Consider the following 20,824-nt stretch of genomic DNA (forward strand, 5'->3'; position numbering starts at 1 on the left):
CGGCATCCTTCCAATTGGTGGTGAGCCTGTATGACTTGCCAACCTATGGATTCACGGCGGGCTAGGGTCATGCGGGCGATCTCCGATGTGAATGTCGGAGATCGCTAAGGTAGAAAAGTAGTTGCGCAAACACTGATCCACCGGTCCGGGAATCGGCGCACAGTCATCGGTCGATCGGAGATCGCACCATGAAACTCAGCACCGTCTACGCCCGCTTCTACAAATCCTTCAACGTGGACCACGTTCGCAAGGCGAGCGGCGGCGCGCCGAAGGGCGACTGGGAGATGCACGAGGGGAAATGGTACCCCTACGTCGAGGTGACGATCGACGGACGGGTCACCACGATCGTAGGCGCGAACGAGTCCGGTAAGAGCCAACTGCTCTCGGCGATCGAGAAGGCCGTCACGGGCGAGGATTTCTCCCAACGGGATCTGTGCCGCTACTGCGACTTCTTCGGGGTTGAGCGTGACAAGGTGGCTTGGCCGCATCTGGGCGTCGCTTGGACCGACCTGACGCCCGAGGAGGCTGCGGGAGTGGCCGAGGCCGTCGGCGCCGAACCGGAGGGGCTCGACCGGTTCATGATGTTCCGGGAAGGCCCGAAGAACCTGACCTTGTGGCTTCCGCGCGAGGGGGGGCTCTGGTCGAGCAAGGCTCTCAGCCTCGAAGAGGCGGAGGCGTTCACGAGGGCTTGGCTGCCCCGTCCCTACCGCATCCACTCGAACATCGCCTTGCCGGACTCCGTGCCGCTGTCTTGGCTCCAGCATGGGGACGGGGCAGAGGCACCGGCGACGACCCGTCGCGAACGCGCGCACCTGATGGCGGGTGCCCTGGCGGTCCGGCCCTTCTGGACCGGCGACGCGTCGGTGATCCAGAGCCACGCCGCCCCGATCCTGCAGGCTTTCGACCCGTTCGTGAGGCCCGGAAAGGCGAAGTCGAACAATGATGAGGCGCGGGCTCTCAAGCTGGCCCGAAGCCTGCTGGTCGATCTGTCGCGCGTCGAACCCACCCGCTTCGGAGACTTGGCCGAGGCCATCGCGGATGGGGACGAGGGGTTCGCCAACGGGATCACGGAACGGATCAACGCCCAGCTTGAGAAGCACCTGAACTTCAAGAAGTGGTGGGTGCAGGACCGCGACTTCTCCCTGCGTGTGACCCCGCGCGAGCATGAACTGGTCTTCACGATCCGGGATCGCACCGGGACCGAATACACCTTCGGGGAGCGCTCCAACGGACTGCGATACTTCCTCTCCTATCTGATCCAGAGCCAGGCGCACCGACCGGTCGCCAACCGCGAGACCATCATGCTGATGGACGAGCCCGACACCTATCTGTCGGCGGAAGCCCAGCAGGACCTGATGCGGATATTCGCTGATCTGGTCGTGCCGCAACCCGACCGGCCGGCCGTCCAGGTCGTCTATGTGACTCACTCGCCATTCCTGCTCGACAAGAACCACGGCGAGCGGATTCGGGTGTTGGAGAAGGGGAAGAATCAGGACGGTACCCGGGTGATCAGCTCGGTCTCCCGCAACCACTACGAGCCCCTCCGCTCGGCGTTCGGCGCCTTCGTTGGCGAGACGGCCTTTATCGGGTCCGTCAACCTCCTGGTCGAGGGCGTGACCGACCAGGTCCTGCTCGCGGGCGCCGCGACGGCTCTGCGGAATTTGGGCGGGGTGCCGGACCGCGAGACCCTCGACCTGAACCGGCTGGTCGTCGTGCCCTGCGGCTCGGCCAGCCAAGTGCCCTACATGGTTTACATCGTGAGGGGGCGGGACACCGAGAAGCCGCCGGTGGTCGCGCTCCTTGATTCAGACACGTCCGGCGACACGGCCGCCGAGCTTATGCGCAAGGACAAGCGCTTTAAGGGCCTCCTGCCCAAGGAGCAGGTGCTCCAGCTGGGCGACCTCAAGCTGGAATGCGATACCGGCGCGGTGCGGGAGATCGAGGATGTGATCCCGCTTGCCCTCGTGACTGCCGCCGTCAACGACTGCGTCGAGGAGGTGACGCGGTTCCGGACCGGCGAGGGACCGACGATCACCGCCGAGGAGATCACCGCGGCGCGCGGCGGGGGCACCCAGTGGGATGCGGTCAACGCCGTCGCACGGGCGAAGGGCGGCCACATCGAGAAGCTGGCCTTCGCCCGCATGATTGTCGAGCGCTGCGTGGAGCCCCAAGAGGGTGAGCTTGCCGAGGCCGTGACCACCTATCTCGGCCGCATGCGCAAGTTGTTCGCGGCCCTCAACAGAGCGCGGCGCGGCGCGGAGCACGCGGCGAGCGTCGAGAAGCTGTCGTCGCTGATCGACCGGCAGCAGCGGACGTTCGTCAGGGATCATCCGGACTCGGCGACGCGGGAAGAGGGGTTCGAACTGCTCGAGGACATCGCCCGCCTGCTCGATACCTCGATCGAGGCCGAGGCGATTCGGCGAGGCCTGACGGCCATTCGAAGGGACTTCCGTCTGGAGGATGATTTCCTGGCGCGGATCGAGCCCTATGAAGACTTCCGTGACCGGCTGTCCGGTCTTCGGGTGTCGTTCGAGGTGGAACGGCTGGCCGCCGAGGCGCAGGCCCAGGCCGCGAACGGCCCTCGCGTGGAGGAGGAGGCGGTCCCGGAGCCTGACGCGCCCACTGAGACAGCCTAACCGGACCGTCCCCGCTCGATCGGGCGGGAACGGTCGGCTTCGGATGGGGCGAGCTGCCTTTCGTCAGTCGTAACGCAGCATCTCGTTGATACGGGCGAAGACCGGCGTGACGGCGTCGGGATAGGATCGAACCCGCAGCCTGGCGACGGCGGGTCCGAAGGTGTCGATGTCTGGATCGATCAGATGGGCCATGATGTCCGCGAGACGCGGCACGTCGGCGATCCGGTGCCGGGCCAGCTTCTCGAGCGCAGCGTCGCGCGCCGGGCCGGAAGCCCAGACGCTGCTTCGCGGCGGCGCGAAGTGCATCTCATCCACCTTGCCGTCGATCCAGAGCCATGGGTCGATGCGTTCGACCCGCTCACCATCGATCCGCCAGAGCGGGTAATAGTCGCGGGAGAAGAGGACCTCCGACCCGTCGTTCAGTGTCCAGGCACCATAGGGAAGCCAGAGCCGCGACGGGACGAAATCAGCCGCCGGCGTGCGGGGCGTCGTGACCTCAAAATCGGCTCGCGTGAGCCGCTGGGTGTCTGACAGTATGGTCGTCGGCTTTCCGGGAACAAGCAGGTAGGCGGGGGTGCGGGCGTTATAGGCCATGTCCCGCACGACGGTTCCAGGCTTGCCGCGTCCGGGTGGTCCGAACAAGCGGCTGCGCCAGAGCCCCGCACGGATGTCGAGCTGCTCGTCGAGGGTCCAAGGTGTCGAGCCGAAGAGCCGGGCCTTCGAGACAGCATACTGGACATCTGCGTCGGGAAGTCCGATCAACGCGGCTAGATTCGAAATGATCCTCGGCGCGTCCGGGCCTGTCGAGGAGACAGCGGAGTCGGTACCCGGGTTCTGGTCGAGGTCATGCCAGTCCCGGTATCCGAGAGACCGTGCGACGACGGCCTGGACGGTTGAAAGGGCGGGTGCGCCTGGGAGGCGCGCGAGGTTCTTGGCGGCCTGTTTCGGCCGCGAGGTGTCGCTGAATTGAATACGCATTTCTAAACCATTCCGGCGGTGCTGAGAGCGGCGTGTCCACTAAGCCCGCGCACCTGAAAGGTTTAAGCGGGATGGTTCTGTATTTCCCGCCCGTGAGCTTCGCCATTGTGGACGGCATGGCCGGATCAGCCAGCTGTCAGAATAGCGCTTGCTTCTCGGCTCGCAAGTGCGTGGCACCCGAGGCGATCACTTTTCGTCAAGGCAAGATCAGCGTCAGATTCCGGAACGCTGAAAGTCGATGTCCGTGAGCGTGGGCGACTTCAAACGCATCCCACTCTTCGTTGGGAAAGGGACGATATCGAAGGCAAAGTCAGAAATAGTGGCTCCATCAGCGACCGCTCAAGGCGGCGGGGATGGAGAGACGTTTGAGAGCCCTGAAGGCTTCGTTTCAGATGAACTGATGTGTGGAGAAGGCTTAGCCAGGCCAGGCCACCATCGCGCAGTAGTTCTCATCGTTTTTCCACCGCAGCGCTCAACCGCCGTTTGTACGCCATAGTGCGCGCCCGGCCGATTGCTGGTGCCGAAATCACGCCCTGCGTCCTCGACGCGGTGGAACGGGACTCTTCGGCATGCAACTGATCACGCGGGAAATGCTTACTGCGCACTGTAAGCAACGTATCCGGCCACGAGTGTTTGCAGCCGATTTCGGGACTCAACTCACCAGGCCACCGCGCTTGGACCGTGTCGATGTCTCACTAGCCTCCAATCAGCACCGAATATTTACGGTGAAGCTTGTAGCTGGCGGGATGTCTATCGTTCGCCCCCCTCGTCGTTTCATTCGACCAAGCCCCACTATCGTTTCCTGTGTCTGCCCTCGGTCAGCAAGTGAAAAGGTGGAGAAAGGACTGCCAGTCTCATCGGCCATCGAGTTCACGTCGAAGGTCAGCGAAGCCTTCGTAAAACTGCTCGCGGCGATCGCGCCGGTCGCATTCGTGTTCGGCGCGCTCTCTGTCGGCCGATATCTAGGTGCTTTTGGTCAGCCCGGACCAACGTCATTCGGCCAGATCGTCGATTATCTGCCTCTCGTGCTCCTGCTCATGATCTCTCTGGTCATGGTATTTGTGCTCCTCGTCGGTGTGCCGATCTTGGTGCGCCCGATGTTCGATACGCGCGATGGGCACGCCTTTGTCGGCGACGCGCGTGAGGGTTTTCAACCTTCGTGCATCCAGTTCGTCATGGCTCACGCGGCCAGCCTGGCAGGTTGCCTATGGGTAGTGCTTGCTAGCCTCATTCCTGACCGGTGGGAGATGATCGGCCTTGGTGCGGTGGTCGCGATCGGTGGCCTGGTCAGCCTTGCATGGGCGTGGCGCGAGGCACCGATCTCGGAAGCTAAAGGGCGTCGGCGTTCTCACTTCATGCGAAGCGCTTTGGTCGCCTTCAGCGCTAGCCTGATGTTGTTCATGTGGGTCATTGCCCTCACTCAACCGGTTACGAACTTCCTCCACGGTATTTGGGGGCGGGCAATGTCGACAGATTTGATCGCCGCAGCCGCAGGTGGAATACTCATCACCCTGTATTTTCTGATGATCGTATTCCGTTGGAAGGCTGCCGCGCCCGTCGCGCTATTGGTGGGGCTGCTCCTTGTCGGCTCGGTGGGTGATCGCGCCCTGGTCGGCTACGCTTTGCGAACAGCGAATCTCGGTGGGGGCGTACCTGTCGTCTTTCCGGCGGCGAGATCGACGGACGATCGATCCCGAACGGCATGTCTTGTATTCGCTGCGGGGGATACGCTTATTATCTGGCTCCCTCCCAAACCCGCGGCCGCGGTGTCATCAGATGGGGCGAAGGTCGAACCCTGCGACTTCAGTGCTTTTAAGCGTCGGCTGCAGCAAGGGAGCGTGGCATGGGATGCTGGTCGCGTCCAACCTGAGACAGACGTCAAGGTGTTCAAGCGGGCGGACTTCTACGATTCACTTTGAATATAGGGATGGCAGCCGGTGAAGTTGTTCTGGTTTGCGCGCAGTCCTCCCGAGGCCAAGTCGACCAAGGCCGAATAGTTCTCAGAATCATCCACGGCGGCGCGCCATTCTCTTCCTCTGAAATGATCAGCGTTTGAGTTGTGGCGGCATATGCTGTCGTGCACTGCTGTCTAGTTGGTAAGCCGCATGTCGGCTGCACTTGAAGCTTCAAACATTTAGCCATCTGGTTTGACCGGATTGGCGCTTTGTAACCGCCGTCTCGGGGAACGGTTGAACCCGGGGCGGAAACAGGCAAGCCTCTGGCTGGCTGGAGCCGTTGTAATTCTGAGGCATCAGGATTGAACGGCAGGTCGCTGATCCTGCTGAAGCGTTGTCTTGAAGGTCTGCCTCTATGTCCATTGAACCGCTCCCGGTCGCCCGCGCGCCTCGTCTGGCCGTGCTGATCGACGGCGAGAACGCCTCGGCGCGGATCGCCGAGGCCCTGTTCACTGAAATCGCGACACTGGGCGAGGCTTCGGCGCGGCGCATCTATGGCGATGCGGCCAGTCCGGCGCTGCGGGGGTGGATCGATGTCCTGCCGCGGTGGGCGATCCAGTGGCAGCAGAATTTCCAGAACACCAAGGGCAAGAATTCAGGCGATATCGCCCTGGTCATCGATGCGATGGACCTGCTGCATTCAGGCCGGTTCGACGGCTTCTGTCTGGTTTCGTCGGACAGTGATTTCACCCGGTTGGCGGCGCGTATCCGTGAGCAGGGGGCGCCAGTTTACGGGTTCGGGGAGCGCAAGACGCCAGAGAGTTTCCGTCAGGCCTGCAGCCGTTTCATCTATACAGAGAACCTGAGCGGGCGCGCTGCGGTCGAGGCGGGCGACGATGCGCCGCCCTCGGCGGAACGCAAGGCGGTGGAGGCGGCTCCGCTGATCGCGCGGGCGATCACTGACATGGATGAAGATGGAGACGGCTGGGTGAATATCGGCGGCCTGGCCAACCGTCTGCGCAACACCTATCCCGATTTCGACCAGCGCACCTATGGGCATGCCAAACTGTCCGAACTGGTGCGTGCTACAGGCCGTTTCGATGTCGAGGTTGGTCCCGGCGGCGCCATGCGGGTGCGGCTGAAAGGTTGAAAGCGGCGGGGCCGATTCAGCGAACGTTGTTGTAAGTCTGGCGTCCAGGGTTCATGTTGCTTGTCCTTTCCTTTGAGCAAGGGAGCCTTTGGAAATGTTAGTTCTGACGTTTGCCATGTTGGCGCTGGGCGGCGCTCCGGCCCAGAACGGAGAAGCGGACAATCCCCGTCAGGCCCGTCCGCCTGTTTCTTCCAGTTCGCCGTCCCGCACCATTTCAGCCCGACCCCCGAGCCTGACGAATGCTCCCACGCGGACCGTATGTGGCTGGGAGCGCGCCATGGGCAGCACCATCCAGCAGAAGGTCTGCCGTCAGGTGGTCGTCAACAGCAGTCAGCGTGAACGGATGTCGAGCGACATGATGCGCGAAATGCAGGGCTCTCGCTGGGGTGAACTGCCCGTCCCGCGCGCGCCTGGAGGGCGGCCGGTCTTCTAGAGCGGCCTCCCTGGAGCGGCATGCCCGTTTTCGTATGGAGGCGTGACGTCAGATTAGCCGGCGCCCGTGTGGATTCGCGAACCTAGGGCGCTTCGCCCTCTTTCCCCCCGCGCAGCATGGTCTATGTGTGGCGCATGGCCGCTGCAGAGACACCCGTAGAGACATTCAAACGCGCCCTGTCGCACGCCGCGCGGGCGCTGGCCGAGCAGGCCGAGCTGGAGGTGCGCTTTGGTTCGGACGGGCCGCGCCTGACGAACGGGGTGCTGTCCCTGCCGCATCCGCCGCGCGATCCGGCGGCGCCGGAAAGCGCCACTCTGCGCGGTCAGGCCGACCGGCTGGCGCTGCGTCTGGCCAATCATGATCCGGCGCTGGATGCGCGGCTGCGCCCGACCGACCTGAACGCCGCAGAGGTGTTTGACGCCGTCGAACAGGCCCGCGTCGAGGCTGTCGGCGCGCGCGAGCTGGCGGGCGTGCGGCGCAATCTCGAATCCGCCCTCATCACCCGGCTGGAGAAGCTGGGCGCCCTGCGCGCCGAGGCGGCGCAGGTGCCGGTGGCCGAGGCCGCGGCCCTGCTGCTGCGCGAGCGGATGACGGGCGAGCCTGCTCCGGACGGCGCCAAGACCATGCTGGACCGCGTTCGCGCGGACCTTGAGGCCAGGGCGGGCGAGGCGCTGGATGCGTTGGCGGTGTCAGGCGACGATCAGGCGGCCTTCGGCGCGCGGTTGAAGGATCTGCTGCGCGCGCTGGATCTCGATCCCGGCGACGCTGATGGCGGCGATTCTCCCGAAGAAGAGGGCGAGGACGACGCCGACAAGCCCGATCAGGATCAGGCCGAGCCCGAAGAACAGGAAGAGCAGGACGGCGGCGAAGGCGGCGATTCCCTCGACGGCTCGGCTGACGATCAGTCCGCCGATCAGGACCGCGACGCCCGTCCCGACGGCACGCCGGGCGAGACCGACGGCGAAGGCAGCGAAGACGCCCCTGAACTGAGCGAAGGCGACCGCCCCAACCATCAGCAGACCCAGGATGACGGCCGGGTGGTTGAGTTCTACCGCGCCTTCACCACCGCCTATGACGAGGTCATCGACGCGGCCGAGCTGTGCGACCCGATGGAGCTGGACCGGCTGCGCGCCCTGCTGGACGCCCAGCTGTCGACGCTGGGCAGCGTCGTCTCGCGGCTGGCCAACAAGCTGCAACGGCGACTGCTGGCTCAACAGAACCGCTCGTGGATGTTCGACCTTGAGGAAGGGATGCTGGATACGGCGCGCCTGACCCGCGTCATCACCGACCCGACCAGCCCCCTGTCGTTCAAGATGGAGAGCGAAAGCCCCTTCCGCGACACGGTCGTGACCCTGCTGATCGACAACTCGGGCTCGATGCGCGGGCGGCCGATCATGGTGGCGGCGGTCTGCGCCGACATTCTGGCGCGGACGCTGGAGCGGTGCGGGGTCAAGGTCGAGATTCTGGGCTTCACCACCCGCGCCTGGAAGGGCGGGCAGTCGCGCGAGGCCTGGATCAGCGCCGGCAAGCCCGCCAACCCCGGCCGCCTGAACGACCTGCGCCACATCATCTACAAGGGCGCCGACGCGCCGTGGCGCCGGGCCAAGAAGAACCTGGGCCTGATGATGCGCGAGGGCCTGCTGAAGGAAAACATCGACGGCGAGGCGCTGGAATGGGCGCACGACCGCCTGCTGGCCCGGCCCGAAGCGCGGCAGATCATGATGGTCATCTCGGACGGCTCGCCGGTCGATGATTCCACCCAGTCGGCCAACGCGGCCCTCTATCTGGACAAGCACCTGCGGCAGGTGATCGAGAAGATTGAGACGCGCAGCCCGGTCGAACTGCTGGCCATCGGCATCGGCCATGACGTGACCCGCTGGTATCGCCGCGCCCTGACCATCGTCGACGTCGAACAACTGGCGGGCGCCATGACCGAAAAGCTGGCCGAACTGTTCGAGGCCGAACCGAAGTCCGTCAGCAGCAAGGGCGGACGGGCTCCGCACAAGCGCGCGGCGTGAATCGCCGCCTCTATGTCGCCGCTCTGATCTCCCTCGCCCTGGCCGCCTGCGCCGGGGCGGCGGTGTCGTCTCATCCCTGGACGCCGGAGGCGACCGCCGACGGCTGGACGCCTGCGGGCGGTTCGACCCGGCAGGTCGGGCTGGGACTGCCGGGCGGCGCACGACTGGCCAAGGGCGTGCGTTATGCTGGCGGCGTGCAGTTGATCGCAGCCCCGATGTCCGCCCTGCACGGGCTTTCCGATCTCAAGCTGACGGGCCACGGCGGCTTCGTCGCGGTGTCGGATTATGGCGATCTGGTGCGCGGACAGCTTGAACTGGATGCCGACGACAAGCTGACAGGACTGCATGATCTGAGGGTGCGGCGGCTGACGCTGACTGACGGCGAACCGATCGCCGACAAGCGTATGGGCGACGCCGAGGGGCTGGCCCTGATCGGCGACGCAGAGGTGCTGGTCAGCTTTGAGCGCGAGCATCGCATCTGGAGCTATGGCCCGCTGAACGCCCTGAGCGTCCGGCCGCAGACGCGCCCGCATCCAACAACGGATTTCCCGCTGAACGAGGGCATGGAGGCGCTGGCGCCTGCGCCGGGCGGCTGGCGCGTGGGCGGCGAAGGGGGCGGCGTGTGGGACTGTTCAACCAAGGGCTGCCGCACGGTGGTCGAACCGACGGCGCCCGCCGACAGCTGGCGACTGACCGGGCTGGATCGCGATCCGGGCGGCGACGGCTGGTTCGCCGTGCAGCGGTCGTGGCGCCCGCCCTTCGACCTGCGCGCACGGGTGCGCCGGATGGATGCAGAGGGGACGCTGGGGCCGGTGCTGGTGGAACTGAAACTGCCGGGCCTGACGGATAATTTCGAGGGGATCGCCGCCGAGGCGAAAGGCGACAGCGTGCGCCTTTACATCCTGTCCGACGACAACGCCAATCCGATGCAGAAGACGTTGATGCTGGCGTTTGACATCCAGTGATCCTTCTCCCTCCCCGTCCCGGGGAGGGTGGTCGCGCAGCGACCGGGTGGGGAGGGCGAGGTGATACGAGCTCGGCGTTTGACTTGCTAAGCCGCCCCCACCCGGCCTCGCCTTTCAGGCTCAGCCACCCTCCCCATAAAGGGGAGGGAGAGGCGTAGTATCAAATGCGTTCGCTGATCTTGATCGCGGCCTTGCAGCCGACCTTGATGACGCTGCTGAGCAGGCGGTAGGCGGGGGCCTCGCGGCTGCCGTGCTCGATGGCGTGGTCGTGGTGGGCCAGTTCCTCTTCGCGGAACCGGGTCAGTTCGGCGGCCAGTTCGGGGTCGCGGTCACGGATTTCCTCGATCTGGTCGGCGTAGTGTTTCTCGATGACGCTCTCGACCGCCTCGGTGCAGGCATGGGCGGCTTTTTCCGAGATCAGGGCCGTGCCCGCGCCCAGCGCCGTCGCCGCCAGCTTCCACAGCGGGATCATCGCCGTGGGACGCACCCGGTTCTCGTTCAGCAGGGCCTCGAACCGGGCCAGGTGGACGGCCTCATGCCCCTCCATCTCGGTCAGGTCAGCGGCGATGGCGTCCTTGCCCTTGCGACCTTCCAGCACGGCGCGCTGGGCGCGGTAGATGTGGACGGCGGCGAACTCGCCCGCGTGGTCGACGCGCAGCATTTCGGCCATGCGCGCCTTGTCCTGCCCCACGCCGGGGCGAGGCAGGGGAATGCGGCGGGCTTCGGAGACGGCTTCGGCTGCTTCGGTCATGACGCCTTTGATCCTAGCTTCTCGGCGCGCGGGCGTCCTTGGGACGTTTCGCCGCCAGCAGGCTGAAGATAGCGAGCGCCGCAGAGATCACAAAGTTCCAGCCCGCCATCGACAGGCCCGCGAAGCTCCACGGAATGTCGCCGCACGAGGCGAAGCCTTCAGTCTCGCCCGTTCCGTCCAGCAGGGCCGTCAGCGCCGACAGGTCGATGCTGGTCGTCGGCGCCGCCAGACAGGTGGCGGGCAGATCCCACCAGTGCAGTTCGCCCCCGGCATGATAGCCCGCCGCGACCGCTCCGGTCGTGAAGACGGCGGCCAGCAGGAAGGCGGCGATGCGCGGCGTACCCCGGCTGGCGCGGCTGAACAGGGCCCAGAAGGTAGCGGCCGCGGCGATGGCGACGGCGGCCCAATAGACCTCGCGCTGCTTGAGGCACAGGTTGCACGGCGGCAGTCCGCCGAAGCTTTCGAACGCATGGGCCGCGCCCAGCATGGCCAGCGACGCCCCCAGGGCGAAAGCCGTCCACCAGCGGGTCAGCAATTTGTAGATCGCGCTCATCTGCGTCTCACAGGAACCAGGCGCCTCTCATAAACCGGGCGCGAACCGGCGTCGATCAGTGACCGATCAGCTTGACCATAAAGAAGGCGCCCACCAGCACAATCAGGAACAGTACCGTGAACAGGGCCAGCCGCTTCTCGACGATGGCCAGCATCGGCGGCCCCCAGCGCTTCAGCACAAAGGCCACCAGGAAGAAACGGGCGCCGCGCGTGATGACGCACAAGGCGGTGAACAGGGCCAGATTGAACTGGAAGATGCCCGAAGAAATGGTGATCAGCTTGAAGGGGATGGGCGTCAGCCCCTTGATCAGGATCACCCAGGCGCCGTGCTGCTGGAACAGGGCCTTGGAGGTTTCAAAGGTGTCCGCCTTGCCCAGCCAGGCCAGCATCTGCAGGCCCAGCGGCTCAAGGAAGTAACCGATCGCATAGCCCAGCAGGCCGCCCAGCACCGAGGCCACGGTGCAGACCAGGGCGTAGAAATAGGCGCGCTCCGGCTTGGCCAGCACCATGGGCGCCAGCATGACGTCGGGTGGGATCGGGAAGAAGGAGCTCTCGGCGAAGGAAACGACCGCCAGCGACCGGGTCGCGTGACGGTGGCGGGCCAGGGAGAAGACCCAGTCATAGAGCTTGCGAAGCATTCAGGCGTCCTGATCGAGGCCCCCGCCTCTCATTCTCCGCCGATAGCAGGCCGGACGCACGGGGGCGAGAGGCGAACCGGGCCTGCGACACCGGAACGTGTGCCGTTTCAGCGCACGCCCGCCTTGCGCCCGATACCGCACCGCCAGTAGGTTCCGCCCCAATCAGCGGCCGCGCCAGGACGGCCCGTGCCGCGCCAAACCATAAGAGAGAGGAGACGCACCATGCAGGATGCCGCCAAACTCGACCAGGAAAACCCCCTCGGCGTCGACGGCTTCGAGTTCGTCGAATTCACCGGCCCCGAACCGGAGGCGATGATCTCGCGTCTGGAAATGATGGGCTTCACCCCGACCCATGTGAACCCGGCCAACGGCGTGGTGCGCCTGAAGCAGGGCGACATCACCATGCTGGTCCACCGCACGCCGGCGGGTCAGGCGGGGGATTTCGCCAAGGATCACGGCCCCTCGGCCAACGGCATGGCCTTCCGCGTCGCCGACGCCAAGGCCGCCTATGAGGGCGCGCTGGAGCGCGGCGCCCGCAAGGCCGAAGGCATGGACGGCGGCGCCCTGGGCGGCGACTACCCCTATGTGCTGCAGGGCATTGGCGGAAGCCTGCTCTACGTCATCGACCGTTATGGCGAGAACGGCTCCCTCTATGACGCCTGGGACGAGATCGAGGGCTGGGAAGAGGCCGAGCGCAAGAACAGCGTCGGTCTGGAGATCCTGGACCACCTGACCCACAACGTGCGCCGCGGCGAGATGCGCACCTGGTCGGGCTTCTACAACTCGGTGTTCAACTTCGAGGAGCAGAAGTATTTCGACATCAAGGGCAAGGCGACGGGCCTGTTCTCCCAGGCCATGATCGCGCCCGACCGCGCCATCCGCATTCCGCTGAACGAAAGCCAGGACGAGAACTCCCAGATCGAGGAATTCATCCGCCGCTACAACGGCGAAGGCATCCAGCACATCGCCCTGACGACCGAGAACATCTTCGAGACGGTCGAGGCCATGCGCGAACGCGGCGTCGACTTCCAGGACACCATCGAGACCTATTTCGAACTGATCGACAAACGCCTGCCGGGCCACGGCGAGGACGTGGAGCGGATGCGCAAGAACCGCATCCTGATCGACGGTTCGGACGAGGAAGGCCTGCTGCTGCAGATCTTCACCCAGGACACCTTCGGCCCGATCTTCTTCGAGATCATCCAGCGCAAGGGCAATGAAGGCTTCGGCAACGGCAACTTCCAGGCCCTGTTCGATTCGATCGAGCTGGACCAGATCCGTCGCGGCGTCATCAAGGTCGACGCCTGAATGCGATTTCGGCCACCACACTGGCTGCCCTGGCTCGGCCCGCTTCTGGCGGCCGGGGCCGGGGCTTTGGCAGGCGAATACTGGCTGGGGGGCGGGTTCTGGATGGTCCTGATCGCCGCCCTCGTCTGCGGCTTCGCCCCCATCCTGGCCCACCGCCTGTGGCGACGCCTGCACCACAGATCATAGCCTGCTGCTGACAATCCTCAGGTCGAGGACGGCGTATCAGGCCAAGGGGGAGAAGGCCCGCACCACCTGCTCATAGACCGGCCGCTTGAACGGCACGATCAGGCTGGGGGCCTCCTCCAGCCGTCCCCAGCGCCAGGCGTCGAATTCGGGCTCGCCGTGGGCGTTCAGGTCGATCTCGTCCTCGGCGCCGGTCAGGCGGAAGGCGAACCACTGCTGGCGCTGGCCTTTCAGACCCTTCCAGCTTTTCGGACTCGGCAGGCCTTCGGGGAAGTCATAGGGAATCCATTCCGTCGTGCGGCCCAGCAGGGCGATGGAGCGCACGCCCGTCTCCTCGTGCAGTTCGCGGCGGGCGGCGGCTTCCAGGTCTTCGCCGTCGTCGACGCCGCCTTGCGGGAACTGCCAGTTCCACGGCTCGGGCGTGTCGGCGCGGCGGCCGAACCAGACCTGGCCGGCCGGGTTGAACAGGACAACGCCGACGTTGGGGCGATAGAGGGACAGGTCGATGCTCATGTCCTTCGCATACGCCGCCGTGTCGATGCGGGCTAGGCGTCAACGTCCGGGAAAGGCGCGCGCCGCTAGGGTCGTTTCATGGACAGACGTTATCTGATCGGCCTGACTCTGAGCGGTGTGGCGCTGGGCGGCATGGCGCTGGCGGGCGGCGCGCATGCTTCGCCCGAGAAGAGCGGCGGCGGAAAGGGCGGCTATCTGTCCCTGCCGACCGCGACGGCCACCGTGCTGCGTCGCGACGGACGGCGCGGTGTGATGACGGTCGAGACGGGCCTCGACATCGCCGACGGCGCCCTGATGGAGCGGGCGCGCCTGTCACAGCCGCGTCTCAGCGCGGCCTATAATGAGATCGTCCGGATTGCTGCGGAGCGGCTGCTGCCGGACGCGCCGCCCAATGTGGAATGGCTGGTGGTGGCGTTGCAGCACGCGACGGACGCCATTCTGGGCAAGCCGGGGGCGAAGCTGTTGCTGGGAACGGTGATGGTGGCGTGAGGCGGCGACCGCTCATGGCCGCGTCACGCGCTGTGAGCTTTTGCACAAGCCTTATCCGCCACATTTGCCGTCATCCTCGGGCTTGACCCGAGGATCCAGTCATCCGCCCACGCGACATAAGCCAGGTCGAGCGCGCCCTGCGCTGGATCCTCGGATCAAGCCCGAGGATGACGGCGTGGGGAAGGGGGTGAGGTGCGAAGCGAAGGGGCGTCGCGTCGCCTCCTCCCTCAATCCTGCGTCGGGTCGGGGCGGCTCGTGTCGCCGTAGGTCATGGCGAGGAAGACATCCTCCAGATCGGGGTCTTCGGTGGCGATGTCCTTGATGGTCACGCCCGCGGCGCGGACGGCGGCCAGCACCTGTTCGACGCTGGATTCGCCCGTCCGGTAGGTGACGACGAAGGCGCCGTTGGCGCGCGGGGCGACCGCGAAACCGTTCAGGGCGGGCAGGGTTTCGGGCGTCGTCTCGGGCGTCACCACAACGTTGCGGGTATCCAGCCGCTTCAGAAGCTGCTCAGTCGGCTCGCAGGCGACGACTTCGCCGCGGTTGATGATGGCGATAGTGTCGCACAGCTCCTGCGCCTCTTCGAGGTAGTGGGTGGTCAGGATCACCGTCACACCTTCCTCATTGATCTTGCGGACGTATTCCCACAGTTGGCGGCGCAGCTCGACGTCCACGCCCGCCGTCGGCTCGTCCAGGATCAGAACCGGCGGATTGTGGACCAGGGCTTTGGCCACCATCAGGCGCCGCTTCATCCCGCCGGAAAGGGCGCGGACATAGGCGTTGGCCTTGTCCGACAGGCCCAGCGCCGCCAGCAGCTCGTCAGAGCGGCGCTCGTTGGCGGGCACGCCATAGAAACCGGCCTGCACCTCCAGCGCCTCGCGCGGGGTGAAGAAGACGTCGGCGACGATTTCCTGCGGCACCACGCCCAGTGCAGAGCGGGCGTCGCGCGCCTCATGGTCGATGTCGCGGTCCCAGATGCGGACGGTTCCTTCGGACTTGTTCACTACTCCGGCGATGATGTTGATCAGGGTAGACTTGCCCGCGCCGTTGGGCCCCAGCAGGCCGAACATCGAGCCGCGCGGCACGGTCAGGTCGACGCCGCGCAGGGCCGTCTTCGGCGGTGACTTGCGCGAGCCCTTGTAGGTCTTCTTCAGCCCCCTGACCTCGATGGCGTTGACGGGCAGGGCGGGGGCGTGGGTCATGACGGGACTTCAACTCGGGCAGGGACGTGCGGACGGCATAGGTAGGGGCCGCGACGCCGTTCGCCAAGGCGTCGCTGTTCATGAAGGGGACAAGGTCGCGAGACGATATGTAAATGGTGCTTGACGTGTCTGAATGCGATGTCTAGCGTGCTTGTCATAAAGACAATCTTCTTGGACGAGGAAGCGCCATGACCACCGCAATCGCCCCCCGCAAGTCTCAGACCCGCAAGCCTCAGGCCCGCAAACCCATGACCCGCACACGCCTGATCGGCTTCATCGCCATGGGGTTCTGCGCTGTCGGATACGCCAGCTTCACCCTGGCCCTGCTGGCGGGCAAGCTGGACTATCTGCCCATGACGCAGGCGGCGGTCATCGCCGCGGTCGCCGCCGTGATCGGCGAGATCGGCCTGTGGGTCGGGGCGGGCTGCCTGGGCCTGACCCTGTTCAAGAAGCGCAAGGCCCTGTTCGACAAGGTGATGGGCCGCAAGACCGTTTCCTCTGACGTTTGACCTGACGGTCCGGTCCGCCTAGGAACGGCGAAAGCCTTTCCAGACCGGACCGGATCATGCCTCCCCGCCATCTCGAAGCCGTCATTCCTCCGCCCGAAGAAGTCGTGGTCTCGACCAAGCGCGTCGCCTGTGACGGCGGCGGCGGCGCCCTGGGCCACCCGCTTGTCTATATGGACATGGGCGAGGACGACTTCATCGAGTGCGGCTATTGCGACCGCCGCTTCGTGCTGTCGGACCATCCGCACCCGGAGAGCGAATACCTCGACCCGGCGGCCCGCCCGCCCGAGGCGCACTGAGCCTGACCATGCGCTATCTGCACGCCATGGTCCGGGTGAAGGATCTGGACGCCTCGATGCGTTTCTACTGCGACCTGCTGGGTCTGGAGGAGACGCGGCGCGCGGATTACGAGGCCGGACGCTTCACCCTGATCTATCTGGCCGCGCCCGCCGACAAGGCCCGCGCCGAGGCCGAGAAATCGCCCGAGGTCGAGCTGACCTTCAACTGGGACGATCAGGATTATGACGGCGGCCGCAACTTCGGCCATCTGGCGTTTCAGGTCGACGACATCTACGCCGTCTGCCAGCGGCTGATGGACGGCGGCGTCGTCATCAACCGCCCGCCGCGTGACGGCCACATGGCCTTCGTTCGCTCGCCGGACGGCATCTCGATCGAGCTGCTGCAGGCGGGCGAGCGCCTGGCGCCGGCCGAGCCGTGGGCCTCCATGCCGAACGTGGGCGCATGGTAGGCGACCGCGCCGCGCGTCTGATCGCGCCGCTGGCCGTGCTGACGGTTCTGGGCGGCTGCGCCATGGTCACAGAGACGAACCCGGCGCGGACGGCCACCGACATGCTGCTGGTCAACCGCGCCGCCGATCGGGCGGTCGAAGGGCTGACCCTGCCGATTCCGCAGGGCGCGCGGGTCTTCGTCGACGAGACCTATTTTCAGGCTGAAAACGCCCGCTACGCCCTCAGCGCCATCCGCGCGGCCCTGTCCGAAGCGGGTTACGCCATCGTGCGCGAGCGCGGCGAGGCCGACGCCATCTTCGAGGTGCGCGCCGGGGCCCTGTCGCTGGACCAGCTGCGCCGGGTGGTAGGCATTCCCGACATGCGGGTGCCGATCAATGAAAGCCTGAACGTCGTCTCCCTGCCGGAACTGTCGGTCTATTCGAACCGCGACCGCATGGGCGTGGCCGAGTTTTCGGGCTTCCTCTACGACGCGCGCACCGGGATGCCGCTGGGCGCCGTCACGCCGATGATCGGCCAGTACAAGATCCGCAGCCACAAGGCCTTCATGATGCTGACCTGGGGCCAGCAGCTGGCCCAGCCGGGCACGCGCGATCCGGGGTCCAGCTGGAAGGAATTCTAGGCGGCGCGCCGCTTCGGGCGCGGTCTCGATGAACTCAGGTCTTTGCGTCAGCGCTCAGTCCGTTCGCGGAGCGAGACAGCCGCGTCTGACCGTGTTAGGGCGCAGGTGAGCATAAGGCGTTGGCCGCGCTCATCTGTTCGCCGCCGCCGCAAGAGACGCCCTTGCCCTTCTTCCACGCCGGTCCCGCGCCGAAAGGCTCCGGTCTTCGCCGAGGCGCCCTGCGCGACGGCCTGGATCTGGCACCGAGGATGAAGGTCGGCCTGTTCGGCGGCTCTTTCAATCCGGCCCATGACGGACACGCCCATGTGGCCGCCACCGCCATGCAGCGGCTGGGGCTGGACCGGGTGGTCTGGCTGGTCTCGCCGCAGAACCCGCTGAAATCCAGTCGTGACATGGCGCCCCTGTCCGAGCGTATGGCCTCGGCGCGCGCCGTGGCCGCCGGCGTCGGCCCGGCCATGATCGTTTCCGACTTCGAGACGCGGGCGGGCACGCGCTGGACCGTCGACACCCTGCGCGCCATCGTCGCGCGCCATCCGGGCGTGCAGTTCGTCTGGCTGATGGGGTCGGACAATCTGGCGGGCTTTCACCGCTGGCGCGGCTGGACCGACATCATGCGGCTGATGCCGGTGGCGGTGATCGCCCGGCCAGGCAGCCTGCTGGACAGCCGCACGGCCCCGGCCGCCGCGCGCTTCGCCCGCTATCGCGTGCCTATGGCTCAGGCCGGACTGCTGCCCAGTCTTGAAGCGCCGGCGTGGACCTATCTGTCGGCGCCGCTGAATCACCGCTCATCGACCGCCATCCGGGCGTCCCGCGCGACACGGGGCGAAGAGTCGTCGCCTGCCGGGTGACGTTTTGCGCCGGGCGTGCTAGACTGGAGTTTTAGTAAATCGCCTTGGAGCCCTCCGCTGACCCCCTCGACCGCGCACGATGCGCAAGACGCCGTTTCGAACGCGGCGCACGAAATGGACCTGATGGATTCCGTCCATTCCGAAGATGGTCAGGCCGAGGACGGCCCCAGTAGCGACGAGCGCCAGCCCCTGCCGGTCGGCGCGACCGCGCTGGAGCAGGCCATCCTCGCTAAACTTGATGAAGACAAGGCGCAGGACATCGTCCTGATCGACCTGCGCGGCAAGAGCCCGATGTCCGACGCCATGATCGTGGCTTCGGGCCGCTCGCACCGCCACGTCGGCGCCATCGCCGACCACCTGCTGCGCCTGTTCAAGGAGCAGGGGCTGGGCAAGGTGAAGGTCGAGGGTCTGCCGCACTGCGACTGGGTGCTGCTGGATGCGGGCGACGTCATCGTCCACCTGTTCCGCCCGGAAGTGCGCACCTTCTACAACATCGAGAAGATCTGGGCCGTCGACAGCGCCCACCGCGGCGGCCCCGTCCGCGGCTGACTGATCCCTCTTGTCTGACGGCGGGCTGACCTCATGAAGCTGGCGATCGCGGCCATCGGCAAGCCGGGCCGCGGTCCAGAGGCGGCCCTGGCCGACGACTACGCCCGGCGCGCCACCCTGTCGGGACGGCCGCTGGGCCTCGGCCCCCTCGAACTCATCGATCTTGAGCCGAAGAAGCCTGGCAAGGCGCCGGAGGCCGAACTGCTGCTGGCCGCCGCCGAGGGGGCGCATCTGATCGCCTGCGACGAGCGGGGGCGGACCTATTCGTCGCGCGCCTTCGCCGATCATGTGGCGGCCCTGCGCGATCAGGGCGAGCGGCGGCTGGTCTTCGTCATCGGCGGCGCCGACGGTCTGGACGAGAGCGTGCGCCGCGCCGCCCGTTCGACGCTGGCGTTTGGACCACAGACCTGGCCTCACGCCCTGGCGCGCGCCATGCTGGCCGAACAGCTGTATCGGGCCGTGACCATTCTGGCCGGTTCGCCCTATCATCGCGACTGATGCGGCGCGGACCCCTTCTTCTTCTGAGCTCCTCCTGCCTGCTGCTGGCCCTTGCCGGGCCTGCGGCCAGCCAGCGCGCGGCCCCGTCGAACGCCGAGCTGACCCGGCTTCAGGCCGAGTATCGCGACGAGACGGCCCGCGCGCGCCGCCTGAGGGCCGAGGCCGCCGCCGCCGCCGAGGAGATCGTCGATCTTGACCGCCAGCTACGTGAACTGCGCCGCGCCGAGGCCGAAGACGATGTGCAACTGGAAGCCCAGCGCGCCCGTCTGAAGGAACTGGCCGACCGCGAGGCCGCCCTGCTGGCCGCACTGTCGCGCGAGCGCGCGGCGCAGGGACGGCTGCTGTCCGCCCTGCAGATGATGAGCCGCAAGCCGCCGCCGCCCCTGCTGATCCCGGCCGATCAGGCTGTGGATACGGTGCGCGCCTCCATCCTGATCCGCGCCATCACGCCGGATCTGCAGGAGCGGGCGAAGACTCTGGTCGAGCGTCAGGCCGAGATCGCCCGCATCCGTCGTCTGGCCGCCCTGTCCAGTGAGCGGCTGTTCACCGTCGAAAGCGCCCAGAACGACCGCCGCGCCGAGATCGAGGGGCTGACGGCGCGCAAGACCGCCTTGCGCTCCGTCCTGCGGGCCGAGGCGGCGCGGGCCGAGCGGGCGACCAAGGCGCTGGAGGCCCGTATCCGCGAACTGGGCGGCCAGACGCCGCAGATCGCTGAAGCGCCCGAGGAGGCCCCCGCCGCCCGTCTGCCTGCGGGCCGCAGCCGCCTGACGCCGCCCATCGCGGGCACGCCGTCCCAGCGTTTCGGCGGCCGCTCGGCGGGTTGGAGCTGGCGCTCCAGTCATGAGGCGGTCGGCGCCCCCGCCGCGGGCCGCGTCGCCTATGCCGGGCCGCTGAAGGAGTGGGGCGAGGTGGTGATCCTCGACCTTGGCCCCGGCTGGCGCGCGGTGATCGCGGGTCTCGACCGCCTGGAGGTCGAGACGGGGCAGCGCGTGGCCGACGGCCAGACCCTTGGCCGCACCGGCGAGGACGGCGAGGCCTATTTCGAACTGCGCCGTCAGGAACGGCCCATCGATCCGGCGCCCTGGTTGCGCTAGACGCTTCGCCCGTCATCCGGCCCTTATTTCATCCCGTCATCCCGGCCTTGAGCCGGGACCGCTCAGGACGCCGCCGCCAGAGTTTGCTGCGGTCCCGGATAGCGGCTGCGCCGCTTCCGGGATGACGCGCGGGGCGTCCCAGCCGCCGTCATTCTCGGGCTTGACCCGAGAATCCCGTCTCTCGACGCCTGAATTGTCGTGAGGGTCGAAGCGGCCTCGGTCGTATTGGCCGGATTCCCGTGGCAAGCTC

The 20,824-nt window shown here is 66.5% G+C and carries 23 protein-coding genes; 17 read left to right on the forward strand and 6 right to left on the reverse strand.

Annotated elements, in window-relative coordinates; translation table 11 throughout:
- Positions 1 to 188: 188 nt before the first annotated feature.
- Positions 189 to 2,636: an AAA family ATPase gene (locus tag ABE454_RS07215; RefSeq protein ID WP_346530512.1), complete on the forward strand. Its 2,448-nt coding sequence runs from the start codon at positions 189 to 191 to the stop codon at positions 2,634 to 2,636.
- A gap of 63 nt (positions 2,637 to 2,699) precedes the next feature.
- On the opposite strand, the gene ABE454_RS07220 is transcribed toward ABE454_RS07215, so the two are convergent.
- Positions 2,700 to 3,614 (reverse strand): hypothetical protein, encoded by a 915-nt coding sequence (locus ABE454_RS07220; protein ID WP_346530514.1) that lies wholly within the window; start codon positions 3,612 to 3,614, stop codon positions 2,700 to 2,702.
- 833 nt (positions 3,615 to 4,447) lie between these two features.
- Between ABE454_RS07220 and ABE454_RS07225 the strand changes: the two genes are divergently transcribed.
- The 5 genes from ABE454_RS07225 (at position 4,448) to ABE454_RS07245 (ending at position 10,075) form a co-directional block, all read left to right on the forward strand.
- Positions 4,448 to 5,533 (forward strand): hypothetical protein, encoded by a 1,086-nt coding sequence (locus ABE454_RS07225; protein ID WP_346530516.1) that lies wholly within the window; start codon positions 4,448 to 4,450, stop codon positions 5,531 to 5,533.
- 391 nt (positions 5,534 to 5,924) lie between these two features.
- Positions 5,925 to 6,659 carry an NYN domain-containing protein gene (locus ABE454_RS07230; protein ID WP_346530518.1) on the forward strand — a complete coding sequence of 245 codons (735 nt, stop codon included), beginning with the start codon at positions 5,925 to 5,927 and terminating at the stop codon, positions 6,657 to 6,659.
- A 277-nt stretch (positions 6,660 to 6,936) separates the two neighbouring features.
- On the forward strand, positions 6,937 to 7,092 hold the full coding sequence (locus tag ABE454_RS07235) for a hypothetical protein (RefSeq protein ID WP_346530520.1): 156 nt from the start codon (positions 6,937 to 6,939) through the stop codon (positions 7,090 to 7,092).
- Between the two features lie 134 nt (positions 7,093 to 7,226).
- Positions 7,227 to 9,110: a cobaltochelatase subunit CobT gene (gene cobT / locus ABE454_RS07240; RefSeq protein WP_346530523.1), complete on the forward strand. Its 1,884-nt coding sequence runs from the start codon at positions 7,227 to 7,229 to the stop codon at positions 9,108 to 9,110.
- Positions 9,107 to 10,075 carry an esterase-like activity of phytase family protein gene (locus ABE454_RS07245; protein ID WP_346530525.1) on the forward strand — a complete coding sequence of 323 codons (969 nt, stop codon included), beginning with the start codon at positions 9,107 to 9,109 and terminating at the stop codon, positions 10,073 to 10,075. The genes cobT and ABE454_RS07245 overlap by 4 nt, the downstream gene beginning before the upstream one ends.
- Positions 10,076 to 10,235: 160 nt before the next feature.
- Here the strand turns inward: ABE454_RS07245 and ABE454_RS07250 are convergent, their stop codons facing one another.
- From ABE454_RS07250 to ABE454_RS07260, 3 genes are read right to left on the reverse strand one after another with little or no spacing between them, the layout of a single operon-like run.
- The gene (locus ABE454_RS07250; RefSeq protein ID WP_346530528.1) at positions 10,236 to 10,826 is read right to left on the reverse strand and encodes a demethoxyubiquinone hydroxylase family protein; all 591 of its coding nucleotides are present in this window, start codon (positions 10,824 to 10,826) and stop codon (positions 10,236 to 10,238) included.
- 13 nt (positions 10,827 to 10,839) lie between these two features.
- Entirely contained in the window at positions 10,840 to 11,379 is a 540-nt protein-coding gene (locus tag ABE454_RS07255) for a disulfide bond formation protein B (RefSeq protein ID WP_346530531.1), read from the reverse strand.
- A gap of 55 nt (positions 11,380 to 11,434) precedes the next feature.
- On the reverse strand, positions 11,435 to 12,016 hold the full coding sequence (locus ABE454_RS07260) for a YqaA family protein (RefSeq protein ID WP_346530534.1): 582 nt from the start codon (positions 12,014 to 12,016) through the stop codon (positions 11,435 to 11,437).
- A 222-nt stretch (positions 12,017 to 12,238) separates the two neighbouring features.
- On the opposite strand from ABE454_RS07260, the gene hppD reads away from it, so the two are divergent.
- Together hppD and ABE454_RS07270 are read left to right on the forward strand one after the other, a co-directional pair.
- Positions 12,239 to 13,324 carry a 4-hydroxyphenylpyruvate dioxygenase gene (gene hppD / locus ABE454_RS07265; protein WP_346530537.1) on the forward strand — a complete coding sequence of 362 codons (1,086 nt, stop codon included), beginning with the start codon at positions 12,239 to 12,241 and terminating at the stop codon, positions 13,322 to 13,324.
- On the forward strand, positions 13,325 to 13,510 hold the full coding sequence (locus ABE454_RS07270; protein ID WP_346530539.1) for a hypothetical protein: 186 nt from the start codon (positions 13,325 to 13,327) through the stop codon (positions 13,508 to 13,510).
- Positions 13,511 to 13,546: 36 nt separating this feature from the next.
- On the opposite strand, the gene ABE454_RS07275 is transcribed toward ABE454_RS07270, so the two are convergent.
- Positions 13,547 to 14,020 (reverse strand): RNA pyrophosphohydrolase, encoded by a 474-nt coding sequence (locus ABE454_RS07275; RefSeq protein ID WP_346530542.1) that lies wholly within the window; start codon positions 14,018 to 14,020, stop codon positions 13,547 to 13,549.
- Positions 14,021 to 14,098: 78 nt separating this feature from the next.
- On the opposite strand from ABE454_RS07275, the gene ABE454_RS07280 reads away from it, so the two are divergent.
- The gene (locus tag ABE454_RS07280; RefSeq protein ID WP_346530545.1) at positions 14,099 to 14,509 is read left to right on the forward strand and encodes a Tat pathway signal protein; all 411 of its coding nucleotides are present in this window, start codon (positions 14,099 to 14,101) and stop codon (positions 14,507 to 14,509) included.
- 227 nt (positions 14,510 to 14,736) lie between these two features.
- Here ABE454_RS07280 and ABE454_RS07285 read toward each other — a convergent pair whose 3' ends face one another.
- Positions 14,737 to 15,711: an ABC transporter ATP-binding protein gene (locus ABE454_RS07285; protein ID WP_346530548.1), complete on the reverse strand. Its 975-nt coding sequence runs from the start codon at positions 15,709 to 15,711 to the stop codon at positions 14,737 to 14,739.
- A 188-nt stretch (positions 15,712 to 15,899) separates the two neighbouring features.
- Between ABE454_RS07285 and ABE454_RS07290 the strand changes: the two genes are divergently transcribed.
- The 8 genes from ABE454_RS07290 to ABE454_RS07325 all read left to right on the forward strand — a co-directional run bounded on the left by ABE454_RS07290 (position 15,900) and on the right by ABE454_RS07325 (position 20,574).
- A complete protein-coding gene (locus ABE454_RS07290; RefSeq protein WP_346530550.1) occupies positions 15,900 to 16,220 on the forward strand; it encodes a hypothetical protein in 321 nt (106 codons plus the stop codon).
- A 56-nt stretch (positions 16,221 to 16,276) separates the two neighbouring features.
- Complete coding sequence (locus ABE454_RS07295; protein WP_346530553.1) at positions 16,277 to 16,516, forward strand: zinc-finger domain-containing protein; 240 nt, start codon at positions 16,277 to 16,279, stop codon at positions 16,514 to 16,516.
- Positions 16,517 to 16,524: 8 nt separating this feature from the next.
- Positions 16,525 to 16,965, forward strand: a complete 441-nt coding sequence (locus tag ABE454_RS07300; protein WP_346530556.1) for a VOC family protein — start codon at positions 16,525 to 16,527, stop codon at positions 16,963 to 16,965.
- Positions 16,959 to 17,585 carry a DUF6655 family protein gene (locus ABE454_RS07305; RefSeq protein WP_346530559.1) on the forward strand — a complete coding sequence of 209 codons (627 nt, stop codon included), beginning with the start codon at positions 16,959 to 16,961 and terminating at the stop codon, positions 17,583 to 17,585. Before ABE454_RS07300 ends, ABE454_RS07305 begins: the two co-directional genes overlap by 7 nt.
- Positions 17,586 to 17,746: 161 nt before the next feature.
- Positions 17,747 to 18,433 carry a nicotinate-nucleotide adenylyltransferase gene (locus tag ABE454_RS07310; RefSeq protein WP_346530561.1) on the forward strand — a complete coding sequence of 229 codons (687 nt, stop codon included), beginning with the start codon at positions 17,747 to 17,749 and terminating at the stop codon, positions 18,431 to 18,433.
- Positions 18,434 to 18,547: 114 nt separating this feature from the next.
- Positions 18,548 to 18,982: a ribosome silencing factor gene (rsfS, locus tag ABE454_RS07315; protein WP_346530564.1), complete on the forward strand. Its 435-nt coding sequence runs from the start codon at positions 18,548 to 18,550 to the stop codon at positions 18,980 to 18,982.
- Between the two features lie 33 nt (positions 18,983 to 19,015).
- A complete protein-coding gene (rlmH, locus tag ABE454_RS07320; RefSeq protein ID WP_125900384.1) occupies positions 19,016 to 19,480 on the forward strand; it encodes a 23S rRNA (pseudouridine(1915)-N(3))-methyltransferase RlmH in 465 nt (154 codons plus the stop codon).
- Complete coding sequence (locus ABE454_RS07325; protein WP_346530567.1) at positions 19,480 to 20,574, forward strand: murein hydrolase activator EnvC family protein; 1,095 nt, start codon at positions 19,480 to 19,482, stop codon at positions 20,572 to 20,574. The genes rlmH and ABE454_RS07325 overlap by 1 nt, the downstream gene beginning before the upstream one ends.
- Positions 20,575 to 20,824: the final 250 nt, after the last annotated feature.

This window comes from Brevundimonas diminuta (genome assembly GCF_039673845.1).
Classification (GTDB): domain Bacteria; phylum Pseudomonadota; class Alphaproteobacteria; order Caulobacterales; family Caulobacteraceae; genus Brevundimonas; species Brevundimonas diminuta_E.